General features: G+C 59.7%; 8 protein-coding genes, 1 rRNA gene and 1 pseudogene. 7 read left to right on the forward strand and 3 right to left on the reverse strand.

All coding sequences use genetic code 11. The features are described from left to right. Window positions 1-4,913: pseudogene (locus tag AC1RDQ_RS28295) on the forward strand (LapA family giant adhesin); the annotation flags it as partial. Window positions 4,914-5,059: 146 nt separating this feature from the next. Beyond that, window positions 5,060-5,398 (forward strand): tryptophan synthase subunit beta, encoded by a 339-nt coding sequence (locus AC1RDQ_RS28300; protein WP_492588736.1) that lies wholly within the window; start codon window positions 5,060-5,062, stop codon window positions 5,396-5,398. Window positions 5,399-5,443: 45 nt separating this feature from the next. Here AC1RDQ_RS28300 and lapD read toward each other — a convergent pair whose 3' ends face one another. Beyond that, window positions 5,444-7,390 carry a cyclic di-GMP receptor LapD gene (gene lapD, locus AC1RDQ_RS28305; RefSeq protein ID WP_492588737.1) on the reverse strand — a complete coding sequence of 649 codons (1,947 nt, stop codon included), beginning with the start codon at window positions 7,388-7,390 and terminating at the stop codon, window positions 5,444-5,446. 14 nt (window positions 7,391-7,404) lie between these two features. Beyond that, a complete protein-coding gene (gene lapG, locus AC1RDQ_RS28310; protein ID WP_150815187.1) occupies window positions 7,405-8,097 on the reverse strand; it encodes a cysteine protease LapG in 693 nt (230 codons plus the stop codon). A gap of 196 nt (window positions 8,098-8,293) precedes the next feature. On the opposite strand from lapG, the gene AC1RDQ_RS28315 reads away from it, so the two are divergent. From AC1RDQ_RS28315 to AC1RDQ_RS28335, 5 genes are all read left to right on the forward strand, one after another. Then, window positions 8,294-9,004 (forward strand): GntR family transcriptional regulator, encoded by a 711-nt coding sequence (locus AC1RDQ_RS28315; protein WP_492588738.1) that lies wholly within the window; start codon window positions 8,294-8,296, stop codon window positions 9,002-9,004. Window positions 9,005-9,733: 729 nt separating this feature from the next. Further along, window positions 9,734-10,510 carry a DUF3050 domain-containing protein gene (locus AC1RDQ_RS28320; RefSeq protein WP_492588739.1) on the forward strand — a complete coding sequence of 259 codons (777 nt, stop codon included), beginning with the start codon at window positions 9,734-9,736 and terminating at the stop codon, window positions 10,508-10,510. Next, window positions 10,507-11,436: a diiron oxygenase gene (locus AC1RDQ_RS28325; RefSeq protein ID WP_492588740.1), complete on the forward strand. Its 930-nt coding sequence runs from the start codon at window positions 10,507-10,509 to the stop codon at window positions 11,434-11,436. The genes AC1RDQ_RS28320 and AC1RDQ_RS28325 overlap by 4 nt, the downstream gene beginning before the upstream one ends. A gap of 13 nt (window positions 11,437-11,449) precedes the next feature. Beyond that, on the forward strand, window positions 11,450-14,869 hold the full coding sequence (locus AC1RDQ_RS28330) for an amino acid adenylation domain-containing protein (protein ID WP_492588741.1): 3,420 nt from the start codon (window positions 11,450-11,452) through the stop codon (window positions 14,867-14,869). A gap of 22 nt (window positions 14,870-14,891) precedes the next feature. Next, window positions 14,892-15,359: an SRPBCC family protein gene (locus tag AC1RDQ_RS28335; protein ID WP_492588742.1), complete on the forward strand. Its 468-nt coding sequence runs from the start codon at window positions 14,892-14,894 to the stop codon at window positions 15,357-15,359. Between the two features lie 105 nt (window positions 15,360-15,464). Here AC1RDQ_RS28335 and rrf read toward each other — a convergent pair. Continuing rightward, window positions 15,465-15,580 (reverse strand): 5S ribosomal RNA (gene rrf, locus AC1RDQ_RS28340). Window positions 15,581-15,717: the final 137 nt, after the last annotated feature.

Consider the following 15,717-nt stretch of genomic DNA (forward strand, 5'->3'; position numbering starts at 1 on the left):
CGTTGGACAGCGGCAAGGTCATCACCATCGCCGAAGGCCAGAGCTCCGGCACCCTGCCGGTGACGGTCGGCAACGACGTCTACAAGGGCCCGACCACCGTCACCGAATCCATCAAGAACGCGGTGGGCGGCAACCTCGAGTCCATCGATCCGATCAAGACCCCCGTGGAAACCACGGTTACCGATGTCAACGACACCACTACGGTGACCTTGACCGCGACCCCTAGCGTGGACGAAAACGGCACCATCACTTACACCGCGACTTTGACCGACAAGAACGGCAAACCGGTCACCGCGCAAAACGGTCCGGTCACCGTGACCCTCGACAGCGGCAAGGTGATCACCATCGCCGAAGGCCAGAGCTCCGGCACCCTGCCGGTGACGGTGGGCAACGACGTTTACAAAGGTCCAACCACCGTCACTGAATCCATCAAGGACGCGGTGGGCGGCAACCTGGAATTGGTGTCGCCAAACACAACGCCAGTAACCATCACGGTCAATGACGTCAACGACACCACCACCGTGACCCTGACCGCCACCCCGAGCGTGGACGAGAACGGCACCATCACTTACACCGCCACGTTGACCGATGCCCAGGGCAAACCGGTCACCGCACAAAACGGTCCGGTCACCGTGACGTTGGACAGCGGCAAGGTCATCACCATCGCCGAAGGCCAGAGCTCCGGCAGCTTGCCGGTCATCGTGGGCAACGACGTTTACAAAGGTCCGACCACCGTGACCGAGTCGATTAAATCGGCTGACGGCGGCAACCTCGAAGCGATCAACCCGATCAAGGCCCCGGTCAGCACCACGGTTACCGATGTCAACGACACCACCACCGTGACCTTGACCGCGACCCCGAGCGTGGACGAAAACGGCACCATCACCTACACCGCCACGCTGACCGATGCCCAGGGCAAACCGGTCACCGCGCAGAACGGTCCGGTCACCGTGACGTTGGACAGCGGCAAGGTCATCACCATCGCCGAAGGCCAGAGCTCCGGCACCCTGCCGGTGACGGTCGGCAACGACGTCTACATCGGCGCGCCAACCGTTAGCGAATCCATCAAGACCGCCAGCGGCGGCAACCTTGAAGCCATCGGCACGGATAAGACTCCCGCGTCGACCAGCGTCAGTGACTTCCAGGACACCACCACTGTCAGCATCAGCGGCAGCACCTCGGTAACCGAAGGCCAGACCGCCAGTTACACCGTCAGCCTGACTCACCCGGCCCAGACCGAAGTGACGCTGAATATCGTCTACAGCGGTACCGCCGCCGACGGTTCTGACTTCACCGGTGTGTACACCGTGAAGATCCCGGCGGGTGTCAGCAGCGTGCCGTTCGACATTTCGACCATCGATGACAAGATCACCGAAGGCACCGAAAACTTCGTGGTCAAGATCGACTCGGCCACCGGTGGCAACTTCGAGAGCCTGGCGATCAGCGCGTCCAACGGCAGCGTCAGCACTTCGATCATCGACAACGATGCACCACCATTACTGGACCTCGACGCCAACAACTCCAGTGGCGCCACCGGGGCCGACTACAAGGTGACGTTCACCGAGAACACTGCCGGCCCTGGCGTGTCGATCGGCGATACCGACCTGAGCATCGCCGACCCGGACAGCACCTTGCTGACCGGCGCGACCATCGTGCTGACCAATCGTCAGGACGGCGATGCGCTGAACCTGGGCAACAGCGTCAACGGCATCACCATCAATGCCAACAGCACCAATGGCACCGTCACGCTGACCTTGTCGGGTAGCGCAACGCTGGCCGACTACATGCAGCAGATCAAGAACATCACCTTCACCAACAACAGTGAAGATCCGAGCACAGTGCCGCGCATCATCACCGTGACGGTGACCGATGGCAGCAACTACTCAAACACCGCGACCACCACGGTCAACGTGGTGGCGGTCAATGACGCACCGGTCGCAGCACCGGTCAACGTCACCGGCACCGAAGACACGCCACTGATCCTCGGCTGGTCGACCTTCGGCGTCAGCGACGTCGACAGTCCGGCCACCAGCCAGGGCGTGAAAATCACCCAGCTGCCGGGCGAGGGTAAACTGCAGTACCTGGACGGCTCGACCTGGAAAGATGTCGCCGCCGACCAGACCTTCAGCAAAGCCGACATCGACGCTGGCAAACTGCGCTTCATGCCGGATGCCAACGAATCGGGCGTGGACGGATACGGTGGTACCAACCTGGGCAACAACCAGGCCGACTACGCACAGATCAAGTTCCAGCCAACCGACGGCCAGGCGCTGGGCAACACCGGCACGATCAAGATCGACATCGCCCCAGTGGCGGATGCCCCGACCCTGAGCGTTGCCGACAACAGCGTGAGGTCCACCGGGCTGATCAAGGAAGTCTGGACCGGTCTGTCGGGCCTGGGCACCAGCGGCAACGGCGCGGACTCGACCACGCTGAAAAATGTGATCGATGCCGCTGGCACACCGAACTCCAAAGGCACCGTGACCAACGTGCAGTCCGACGGTAGCGTGACCGCCGGTACGGCGTCGAAAACCTCCGGACTGATCTACCTCGAAGCCGGCAAGACCTATACCTTCAGCGGTGTTGGCGATGACAGCCTGCTGGTGACTATCGGAGGCAAGAACGTGGCTGCGATCACGTGGGGCGCGGGCGGCAACCTCAATGGTTCGTACACCCCGACCACCAGCGGCTACTACACCCTGGACATCTACCACCACAACCAGAGCGGCCCGGGCAGCTATGACGTCAACCTGTCGGTCAATGGCAGCACGCCGATCGACCTGAGCAGTGCCGGCGTACCGATTTACACTGGTGTGTCAGATCTGGTGAATGCCGGCGTGACCGTGTCCGACTTGCACGGCTCCAATGGCGAAGGCTACTACGACGGTTACAAACTCAACACCGGCGCCGAAGGCACCAGTGTGAAATTGTCCGCCATCACCACCGCGCTGACCGACACCGACGGCTCGGAAAGCCTGAGCCTGAAGATCAGCGGCATGCCGGTCGGCTCGGTGCTCACCGACGGCGCGGGACATACCTTCACGGTCACCGCGACCAATGGCGAGGCCAACGTGACGGGCTGGAGCCTCGGCTCTCTGACTGTCACTCCACCACCGTACTACAACGGCCAGTTCAACCTGACCGTGACCTCGACCTCCACCGAGGCCCTGGGTGGTTCGGCCAGCAGCACTTCGCAGATCCCCGTGACTGTGTACCCGGCGGTCTACAACGCCGTCACCGCCACGGCGGCCGATGACACCATCACCGGCACCGACGGCAATGACATCATCGTCGCCGACATCGGCGGCCTGACCGTGGTGCCGGGCACCAACTACAACATCGCGTTCATGGTCGACAGCTCCGGCAGTATGAGTTCCTCGTCGATCAACTCGGCCAAGGACCAGCTGACGTCGGTGTTCAACACCCTCAAGCAAAGCCTGGGCAGCAACTCGGGTACGGTGAACATCTTCCTGGTGGACTTCGACACCCAGGTCAACAAGTCGGTATCGGTGAACCTCAAAGACCCGAATGCGCTGACTCAGTTGAAGGCGACTCTGGACTCGATGTCATCCGGTGGCGGCACCAACTACGAGGACGTGTTCAAAACCACGGCCAACTGGTTCCAGAGTGCGGACGCCGTGGCCAACATCGGGGCGAAGAACCTCACGTATTTCATTACTGACGGCAAGCCGACTTACTACCAGAGCGGCGAGTCGACCAACCCGACTCTGTATGGCAGCACAACACTCGATAGCCTGATCACCACCAGCAACTATCAGCTGGGCACAGCGATCAGCCTGTTCCCCGACAGCACGCACCAGATCGACATTACCGCCTCGGGCTATGTGACGGTCTGGACCAAGAGCAGCAACGGCAACAACGGCAACGGCAATGGCAATGGCAATGGCAATGGCAACGGAAGTAGCTGGTCATCCAAGGACTTCGGCTATCTGCATGCCCAGGGTGACGGTACCTACGAGTTCTCGGGTCGTGACGGCGACGGCAACAGCACCGACGGGGACACCACCAGCAACTCCACCGGCAGCTTTACGTTGCTGAGCAACCTGTCGAATGTCGAGGCGATTGGCCTCAACAGCGGAGTGAGCCTCAACGACCTGAAGCCGTACGACTCGAATCAATCGCCACAAACCAACATTGATCCGAAGGACCTGGCCAACTCGATCATCGGCCACACTGAAGCGACGATGCCGGGTCACGATACCGTCAGCGGTGGCGACGGCAACGACCTTCTGTTCGGCGATCTGGTGAGCTTCAACGGCATTGCCGGCGAGGGTTACCAGGCAATGCAAGCCTTCGTGGCGCAGCAATCCGGTGTGGACGTCAGCAACGTCACCACCAGCAATGTGCACCAGTACATCACCGAGCATTACAACGCGTTCGATGTGTCCGGTGCCCATGACGGCAACGACACCCTGCTGGGCGGGGCGGGCAATGACATCCTGTTCGGTTTGGGCGGTAACGACACCCTCGACGGAGGCAAGGGCAATGACATCCTGCTCGGGGGTACCGGCAACGACACGTTGATGGGTGGACAGGGCAACGACATCCTGATCGGTGGTTCCGGTGGTGATACCTTCGTCTGGAAAGCGGGCGACACCGGCAACGACGTGATCAAGGACTTCAAGGCCAGCGAAGGCGACCGGATCGACCTGCGCGATCTGTTGCAGGGTGAAACCGGCAGCACCATCGACAACTTTCTGAAGATCTCCACGGTCGATGGCGTGTCGTCGCTGCAAGTCAGCACAACCGGCCAGTTCAACTCGGGCAATGCGGCCGCCGCCACACCGGACGTGACAATCAAACTGGAAGGCAACAACTGGTCCAGCGCCAACCTGCACAACCTGATTGCCGGCAGCGACCCGACCATCAAGATCGATCACAACAACAGCTGATGCGTGATGACGGCCGCTCCCTATGGGGCGGCCGTCACGTTTGCATCCACTGCCCAGTGACGATTTCGTCGCTGCGCCACATACTGGTATGCAGTTGACCTATGCTGCTGACAGCATGACGCTGGTTCAATTCTGAGGGATGCTCAATGTTTTACGTGCAACGCGATGCGCAGGGCCTGTTGGTACGCGTGGAACCCGCCGCCTACGCTGAGGCCACGGAAACGCTGGCGGCCGACAATCATGAGATCCAGGCCTGGTTTGCCAACGCGGCTGTGGAAATCAGCCTCAAACAGCTCAAGCAAAGTGACCTGGAAATGATCCGGGTACTCGACGACTTGATTCAGGTGCTGACCCAGAAAGGCGTGATCCGCGTCACCGACCTGCCGACGGCGGCCCAGGCCAAGCTCATGGACCGGAACCAGGCCCGTGAAGCCTTGGGTGGCTTGAGCCAATTGATCGATGATGAGGAGACCGGGCTGATCTGACGCGCCCCTGCGATCATTCCCACGCACGGCGTGGGAGCGATCACATCAGGCCCAGGGTTTTGGCTCGCCGAACAACTGACCCTGTACACCGTATAACCCCATCTCGCGAATCACCGACAACTCCCCTTCTGTCTCGACCCGCTCGGCAATCAGGGGCAAGTCAATGCTGTGCGCCGCTCGCTGGATCGCCTCGATGAACAGGCGTTTGTCACTCTCCAGATCAATCGACCGAATGTAGCTGCCATCGATTTTCAGGTACGCCAGACCCAACCGGGCCAGGTTGCCGATCATGCTGAAGCGGCCACCGAAACGTTGCAGGCTCAGGGAGAACCCCAGTTCGCGCAGGCGCCGGGTCAGTTGCTCCAGCACTGCCTGATCAGGCAGTTGCTCTTCGCCAATTTCCAGGGTCAGACGCGGGCCGAGGTTGGAGTGCGAGCGCAGTATCTCGAAGATTTTGTTTTGCGCCTGTGGATCGGCCAGGGTAGCCGACGACAGGTTCAGCGCCAGCGATTCCTCATGCCCGCTCATTTGCTCCAATACCCGCTCGAGCATCAGCCGATCCAGACGTGCAGTCCAGCCGAAGCGCTCCAGCCAAGGCAGAAAACGCCCGGCGGGGATGGTCTGGCCGTGTTCGTCGAGCAGTCGCGACAACACTTTGTAATGCAGCACCAGTTGCGTGTCCTGGGCGGCCACGACCGGTTGGAAATACAGCTCGAAACGTTGCTGCGTCAGCGCCTGGTCGAGCATGAGGTGCCAGGCGTGGTGATCGTCGCCGACACTGGCCGCAAGGCTGTGCTCGATACAGGCCCAGTTTTGTTCGCCTTGGCCTTCGGCCTGCGCCAGTGCCTGATCGCCGAGGCTGAGCACGGCTTGCGGCGAGTCGCCGTGAGCAAAAGGCGCCAGGCCGATAGAGGCTACGGCAGCCACATCGGTGGCGCCGGTAGCGTGAAGACTGGCCAAGGCGCTGTCGAGGTTCTGTGCCAATTGCAGCGCTTCTGTGCGCACCAGTCCCGGTGCCAGTACGGCAAATTCACCACCACGGATACGGGTGACCAGGTTTTGGGTTTCCGGGTATTTGGCGCACTCGCGGGACAATTGCTCGCCGACGGCCTTGAGCACTTCATCGGTGCGCTGACCACCAAGGCGCTGGTTGAGACCGGCCAGATCCTTGACCCGCAACAACAGCAGGTAACCGGAACTGGCCTGCTCCGGGTTGCTTACCCGCGCATTCAATTGCATCTCGAAATAACGCCGGTTGGCCAACCCGGTCAACGAGTCCTGATAGGACTCGACCCGAAGTTTTTCACTGCGTTCGGCCTGCTCCTGGAAGAGTGCCTTGAGCTTCTCGACCATCTGGTTCATGGCCTGCACTACCCGGCGAAGTTCGGGGGTGCGCGGCAGTTCTGGCAGGCTGAGGAATTCCCGCCGGGCGATAGCGTGGGATTGCTTGACCATGTAATCCAGCGGTCTCAATTGCTGACGCAGCAACAATGCGCCCAGTACCGCACTGACCGCGCCACACAGCAGCAACCAGCCCAGGCTGCCCAAAGCGCTTTGCCATAGCTTGGCCAGCGCGAACATCGGGTGGCTGACCACCTCGACCCGGGCAGCCTGCTCCCAGCCACGGCTGACGATCGCATCACCACCGGCGGGCTCCAGGCCGATCAGTTTGACGAACCAGTCCGGAACATTGTTGACCGCCGGAATGCCCATGCGCTCGACCAGGGTCTGATTGGTCTTCACATCGACCACGCGGATGCTCGCGTAGTAACCGCTGTCGAAAATCGAGCTGACCAGCAACTCGACCATCGCCGGGTCGTCGATGTTCGGTGTCAGGGACAGCGCCAGCGCCGTCGCGGCGTCCTGGGCATGGGAGCGTAACTGGTTGACGTACTGAGTACGCGAGCTCTCCAGACTGACCATGAAACTGCCGGTGAAGGCGACCACCAGGAACAGACAGATAGCAATCAACAGCTGTTTGAACAAAGACATCTGAGCACGTGCTCCTAGTTAGTCGTCTCGACCGGGAATCCTTCGGCCTGCATTTTTTTCAACACATCCTGCCAACGCGAAAGACGTTTGGTATCGCCAACCTTTTTATTGCCCTTGGCACCCGGTAACCACATCCCTTCCGCGTTGAAAGAGTAGACCGGCAGCAAATCCTTTCGCTGGCTGGCCGGCTTGATTGCATCAATCAGGCTGTCGAGCACCAGGGGCTCGGCCTCCGGACTCGAGTAGTAGGTCAGCACCATGTGCGCACGGTTCTGGGTCAGTGCCTTGACATAGGTGATACGCAGCTTTTCACTGGCTACACCGAGGTGTCGCAGGCTGAAGTACTTGGCAATAGCGTAGTCTTCACAGTCGCCGGCGCCTTTCCAGAGGGCTTCGATCGGGGTTTCCCAGTAGTCGACTTCATGCCACAGATCCATGTCTTCGACGTATCGCAGCTGTTTGTTGAAGAAGCGATTGACCACATTGAGTTGCTCCAGCTCGCCGAGCTGCTTCTGGCTGGTCAACAAGTATTGCCAATCATTAATGCGCTGCTGACCTTCTCCCAAAGGTCCGTACAATGCCTGCGCTCGCCGGCTGATCAGGGAAAAATCCCAATCGGCGCTCAAGCTGCCCAGCATCACGCCAGTCAGCAGCAATGCGCTGCACAGCCAGCGTAAAACCCGGGGGATCGTTAAACTTGCCACCAATGCGAGGCATCCTGGATAGGCAGGAGGGAGTCGTTCGAATGGTGAAGGTTAGCCCGGAAAAAGACAATGGCACGGTGAGATCACTGGCGGCGCGCTAAACTGGAAGAAAGGCACTCCAGAGCTTGTTTGACAAGCAGTCAGCCAGTCACTAGTGTCATTTGGATCCAAAAATATTCCATCAATCAGGGTGCGTTTAGTGACACAAAAGCCCAACCCTCTCAGCAGTATCAAGGTCAACGGGCCGATTCCTGCACACATGGCACGCTCGGTGATCGAAGAAACCCTGCGCGCGGCCATACTCGACGGGCGCATTCCTTGCGGTGCGGCCTTGCGCCAGCAAGACCTCGCCGACCTGTTCGGCGTCAGCCGCATGCCTGTACGCGAAGCCTTGCGCCAACTCGAAGCACAATCGTTGCTCAATGTGGTTGCCCATAAGGGCGCCGTGGTCGCGCCGCTGGTACAGGGCGATGCCGTGGAAACCTACGCGCTGCGCATCCTGCTGGAATCCGAAGCCCTGCGTCTCTCGGTACCACTGCTCCAGGACGAAGATCTCGAACAGGCTGCCCGCTACATCGATGCACTGGAAACGGAAAGCGACTACACCGAAATCGGTCGGCTCAATCGCCTGTTCCACATGGCGCTTTACACCCGGGCGCCGAATCGCCGGCTGTTGAAACTGGTCGAAGACGGCCTGATCGAAGAAGAACGGTTCCTGCGTTTCAACCTAGAAGCCATGGGCCTTGGCAAACTCTCCCAGGATGACCACAAGGCACTGTTGCAGGCAGCCAAAGCCCGGGACGTCGAACACTCCGTGCAGCTGCTCGAGCATCACCTGAACCGAGGGGTCGAGGTCATTACGCGCTACCTCAACAGCCCTGAAGTACAGGCCAGGAACAAGTCGAAGTAGCCTGCGGCGGCGAGCCCGGGGAATGTACCGAAGGGTTATCCTCGCTTGCCGCGCATTCCCCCCCCCCCAAATGCTCCGCGAATGATTTGATTACAAATCCCCCGCCCCCATACCACACCGCCCTTGCGGCGCCATACCGCGCCCCAACGCCCCGCCGCCGTAAAACCCGACCATTGCAACGTTTGCGTGATGCCTCAGTAATGGCGGCCACCTCGATTTACGCCCACTCTGGATAACCAGGACAAAAAACGGGTGACGCTCCGTGCGAATGGAGCAGTCTCTGCCCCCAGAAGCGAAGGAAGGAGCCTCATCACGGGAACGGAAGGATCGGCATCACTCGCGACCCACTTCCACCCCCTCAGACACCCACAACGACGCCCGTAAAAAGTTACTTCGAGTGAGGCATTCACTCTTTATTTAATTCTGACTTACATAAGCCGGAAGGAGTAACTACGCCAAAATAAAACCAATATAAAAAGTTTTATTGGAACTTGTCATCTTCGAAAAAGTTGAATATTGAAATAATAACAAAACAACTTGATCAAGACTTTATATGTGTATTAGTTTTTCTTCGCCGCCAACCACAAACGGCAGTAACACCTCAGCTACTCGGCATCAATAGCACTGAAAAAGATCAATACGTTTGAGGTACCCGTTCGCCAGGAGAAAACTTCCAGCGAACTTCAGTGCTTGATTACTTCTCACCCCGGATCATTTACAGGCTCATCCATGAAACCAACTAAAGAACGTCTGCTTCAAAAAAAATCAGAACTTAGCGAACACCCGATCTTCTCTGAAATACATTCGCTGCCGGTCCTGCGACGCTTCATGGAAACCCACGTGTTTGCCGTATGGGACTTCATGTCGCTGACCAAGCGCCTGCAACAGGAATTGACCTGCGTGCGACTGCCCTGGCTGCCACCGCAGGATCCCCAGGCCGCGCGGTTGATCAACGAGATCGTACTGGGTGAGGAGTCGGATGATCGTCCGGCCCGGGGTCATTACAGCCACTTCGAGTTGTACCTGGATGCAATGCGCGAGGTCGGCGCCTGTACCGTTGCCATCGAACGCTTCGTGGCTCTGCAGCAAGAGGGTGTGAGCTACGACGTGGCCTTGCAGAGCATCAAGGTCGATCCGGCGGCCGCGGATTTCGTTCGCCATACGCTACACACCGCACTGCATGCACCGGGTCACAGTGTGGCGGCGGCGTTTCTGCACGGTCGCGAGAGCGTTATCCCGCAGATGTTCCAGCGCATCCTCGACGATTGGGGCATCGGCATCGAGCTGGCGCCGACCTTCCGTTACTACCTCGAACGGCACATTGAGGTCGATTCCGAGGACCACGGCCCCGCAGCGGAAACGCTTCTGGCGCGACTGGTCGATAGCGACCCGCAACGGCAGGAAGACGTGTACGCCAGCGCCATCGCAGCCGTGGAAAGTCGTATCGCCCTGTGGGACGGGTTGCGCCTGAGCATGAACGTATCCGTCACGGAGGTGAGCGCATGAACGCTGCAGACTACCAATCCTTCGCTGATGCCTGGGAGAGGCGCGCGACCATCCGCACCCGCCCGCGCCGTGTGCTGGAAAACGACGACAAACTGATCTACCCGTTGAGCCGCCAACCGCTGGTGCTGAGCGAAACCTTTGTGCGCCAATGCCCGGAACAACGCGACTTCGCCCTGGTGCAGACCCTCTACAAGTTCATCAACGATGTGGTGATCTTCGAAACCGAGATCGTCGACAAAACCGCCCGCAGCATCGCCAAGAATCGCTTCGCGGTCGAGTTCCCGTTCGCCTGCCGCTACGACGCCATGACTGTCGTGGTGGACGAGGATTATCACGCACTGGTGGCGATGGATTTCATGCAACAGACCATCGCGTTGACCGGCATCACCCCCATTGAATTGCCGGATGAAATCGAACTGAGCCGAGCAATACCAGCGGCCGTGGCACTCGCACCGGAGCACCTGCGTAGCGCTGTAGAACTGATCTGCGTGGCCATCGCCGAAAACACGGTGACCGGTGATGTCGCCGCGTTTGCCAAGGACGACACGGTCAAGCAATCGATCAAGGGCCTGATGGCCGATCACTTGCTGGACGAGGGGCGTCACTCCGGTTTTTGGGCACGGCTGGTACGCATCTACTGGCATGCCGCAAGTGCAGACGACCGCCAGTGCATCGCCCAGATCTTGCCGGTGTTCATTGCTCATTACCTGACCAACGACATCCAGAAATCCTTCGACTTCTGCCTGATCGACGCACTGCAGATCAACGACTCGGCGCGCCACGCCCTCAGGAACGAAGTATCGGCACTGGCCTTCCCGATAAGTCGCCATCACCCGCTGGTGGCCAACATTGTGCGGTTTTTCCACAGCAGTTCGTTGCTCGATTCGCCGTGCGTACAAACCGCCCTCAGCGACTACCTGGTTTGACGAGGAGCCCATCATGAGACGTCTCGACATCTTGCTCATCGGACAAAGCCAGGCGCTGACCGAGCTGGCATTGGAACTCGAACAACACGGTCACTCACTGACGCGGGTATCCGCACGCGACGAAATGCCGGGGCCTGTGGATCTGCTGATCGACGATGGCACGTCGCTTCAGTTCACTGCTCAGGCGCCACGGCTGACATTTCAATTGGGGCTCGGCTTGCCGCAGGCGTCCGGCCTGCCTTCGCTGGACCTGTTGTGCAGTCATGGCTCAACGCTGCTGACCCGTGTACCCATCGCCGATGAGCCGTCGGGTAACGGCCAGGCGTTGCGTAGGCAGGCCATGACAGCACTGGTTGACCACGTGGCGCTGCTGGTCAGCCGCTACTCGCGCGATGTCGACTATTTTCGGTTCGCCGAACCCGCCGAACCCGCCGAACCTGTTCGCTTCGAGCGCATCGAGAGTTTGCGGTTCCTGGACAGCCTCGCGTTCGTGCATCGCCTCAATGCCACCGCCGACCCACGACTGCAGCAACTTGCGCAAACGCCGATGATCGAAAGGCTGGAGCAACAGTGCATCCAGAATGCTGACCGTCCGGCCTTGAGCATCGATGGCACCACCCTCGACTATCGCCAGTTGCACGCCCACAGCCGCGCCATCCAGCAACGCCTTCGACCGCTGCTGGATCAGCATCAAGGCCCGACAGTCGTCGGGATCTGCCTGCCCAAATGCAGCGCGTTGTATGCGGGAATCCTGGCGATCCTGGGCAGCGGCGCGGTGTACTTGCCGCTGGAGCCGAGCCATCCGTTGCAACGTCAGCAGTACATCCTGTCGAATGCCGGCGCGGTGTTGTTGCTGCATGACGGCGAGCATCCCCTGGCGAACGAGATGCCAGGGCTGGACATCAGCAGCATCGACGCCCATGCAGCAGATCTCTCTCAACCGTTGATGCGCCAACGCCCCGACCTCGATACGCCATGCATGGCCCTCTACACCTCGGGCACCACCGGCCATCCGAAGGGCGTGCTGCTCAGCCAGGCCAACCTCGCGCACTTCACCCACTGGTACGCCGACTATGTTCAGCTGACCAGCCAGAGCCGGGTGCTGCAGTTTTCTTCGTTGAGCTTCGACTCATCGCTGATCGACATCTTCCCGACCCTGCTGAAAGGCGCCGAGCTGATCGTGCCCGACGAGGACCAACGTCGCGATCCGCTGCAACTGGTGGAGCTGATTCGTCATCGGCAGCTGAGCCACGCCTTTTTACCGCCCGCCTTGTTGAGCATCCTGCCGCTGGAGCAGTTGCAATGTCTGGACCGTGTGATGACCGGCGGCGATGTCTGCGAACCGTGGGTCATCGAGCAGCTGAGCCGTCAGGGCAAGCTCTACAACCTCTACGGGCCCACCGAGGCCACGGTGCTGATTACCGCGCGCAAACTCCAGCCAGGCGACCACAACCGCTCGCTGGGCGCTCCAATCGCCAACAGCCAGGTGTTGATTCTCGATGACGATTTTCAACCAGTGGCCGAACAGACCGTCGGCGAGTTGTACATCGCCGGCCCGGGCGTGTGCCTGGGATACCTGAACAACCCGCAGCAAACCGCTGAGCGTTATCTGGAACTGAACTTGCCTGATGGCCGGACCCTGCGCGTCTATCGCACCGGGGACATGGCGAAGTGGACGGCTGAAGGGATCGAGCTGTGCGGTCGGCGTGATAATCAGGTGAAGATTCGCGGCTTCCGGGTCGAGCCGGAAGAGATTGAGCGCTGCCTGCGCGACAGCCAGTTGTACCGCCAGGTTACCGTGATCATCGATAGCCAGCGGCGGATTCTGGCTTTCCTTGCCCAGCCCCGAGAGGACCTTCCCGGCAGCGCTCGCCAGGCGTTGAAGGCCCACGCGACACAGCACCTGCCGGACTACATGCGCCCTGTTGCATGGACCGAGCTGGCAAGCATGCCTTACGCCAGCAATGGCAAGGTCGACCGCAAGGCGTTGCTGGATCTGCCGGTAAGCGTCACCGAGAACCCTTCACGGCGCCTGCCCGTCAACGCCGATGAGGCCCTGCTGCTGGAAATCTGGGCGCAGTTGCTGGAGCTGCCGGCGAGCGACATTTCCACCGACGAAAGCTTCTTCAATCTGGGCGGGCACTCGATCCTCCTGTCCCGCATGCTCCTGCGACTGCGCGAGGAGTTCGGGCGCAGCATCTCGATCAACCGCTTCATCGAAATGCCCACCCTCGAGAAACTGGCGACACTGGTACGCGGCTTCGGCAGCGAAGAAGTGCTGAGCGAACAGGCCATGCGCGATGCCTTCCGCGAGCTGGATATTCAGCCAATGCCCGTCAGCCGCATGGGCGATGTGCACAAGGTGATCGTCACCGGTGCCAACAGTTTTGTCGGTGTACACATCGTCGAGGCATTGCTGGCCTGGGGCGCCAGTGAAGTCGCCTGCCTGGTTCGCGACGGCAACGGGCAATCGGCGAACGAGCGCTTTGCCCAGGCGTTACGGGAGAACCGTCTGGAGCATCTGGATATGAGCCGGGTGCGGGTTCACACGGCAGACGTCACACGGCCGGAACTCGGTTTGGCGCCCGAGGTTTACCAGCGGCTGGATCAGGAGTTTGGCGCTCTGGTGCACAATGCGGCCAACGTCAATCACGTCCTCGATTACGAGTCGCTCGTCCGGGACAACGTCGAGCCGATTTTCGAATGTTTGCGTCTGTGCGAAGGACGCAGCAAAAAAATCTTCAACTTCGTCTCGACGCTCTCGGCCTCCAGCACGATATCCGCCGATGGCCGAGTGCTCGAGTTGCCGGCCGCACTCACACCACCGATCTACATCAAGAACGGCTACAACCTGTCCAAATGGGTCGGCGAGCGAATCCTCGAACGGGCACGGGAGCTTGGTGTGCGGGTCAATCTCTACCGTCCCGGCAACATCAGCTTCAACAGCCTCACGGGCGTGTGTCAGCCGCACAAGAATCGCCTGATGCTGATGCTCAAGGGCTCGATCCAGCTTGGCCAAGTACCGGAGTTCGCCTTGAATTTCGACTTGATGCCGGTGGACTTTCTCGCCCGATTCATCGCCTTCCACGCCAGTCGTTATCAACCGGAACAAGCGGTATTCAACCTGCACAACCCCGAGCCCTTGAGCTGGGACAACTACGTGGCGTCCTTCCGCGAGGCAGGCCGCGAATTCACGATGGTCAGCGTCGCCGACTGGCAGCAGCAACTGGGTCGGGTCGACAGCGACAACGCGTTGTTCGGCGTGCTGGGGTTCTACCTCAACGGCTTCGAGGAGGACATCGGCGATATCTCGATGATCGGCCACGACAACGCCCAGGCCGGTGTTCGGCTAATGGGCGCGCACTACCCGCAAAAGTCCCCGGCGCTGCTGCGTCGCGGCTGCGATTACCTCAAAGAAATCAATTTCATCTGACGCAACCAAACGGAGCAAAACCATGAGTATTCTGCAACCCGACACCCTGATCAAAAACCCTCAAGGCTGCCACGTGGTGTCCTCTGTGGACGTGCCCGCCGATGCCACTCGGGTATGGGCCGTAGTCGGTAACTTTGCCGGCTTCGATCGCTTCATCCCGGCACTGTCGCATATAGAGATGACCGGCGAAGGCGTGTCATCGCTACGCAAAAAGTTTTTCAAGGACGGCAACCTGGTGGTCGAGCAGCTCAACTCCCGGGACGACCAGGCACGGCACATGACCTGGACCACTATCTACAACACCCTGGGTGTGGCCAATCTGTGGGCCGCGATGAGCGTTGAACCACTGGATGCGGACAAGTCCAGAGCCACCTGGACCATCATCGCCGAACCGGCGCAGGGCACCGCCGAGGCACTGCCGGGCTTCAAGGACTTCGTACAGGGTTTTGCCGATGATGCGATGAACAATGTGCTGAAGCTGTTTGCGTAAGACGTGAAAAAGCCCGTTGTGGAGAGGCTCCACAACGGGCTTTTCAGTACCCCTGAAACGACAAAACCCCTGTCTGCGTTAGCAGACAGGGGTTTCGGAATTCAATCTTGACGATGACCTACTCTCACATGGGGAAACCCCACACTACCATCGGCGATGCATCGTTTCACTTCTGAGTTCGGGATGGGATCAGGTGGTTCCAACGCTCTATGGTCGTCAAGAAATTCTGTAACCAGCCCGTTAGAACTTTAACGTGCCAGTGAAAACTGGTGACTTCTACTAAAACAAAACCCCTACCTGCATACGCAGATAGGGGTTTCGGAATTTAATCTTGACGATGACCTACTCTCACATGGGG

It is taken from the genome of Pseudomonas sp. GW823-FHT02E01 (assembly GCF_058797535.1).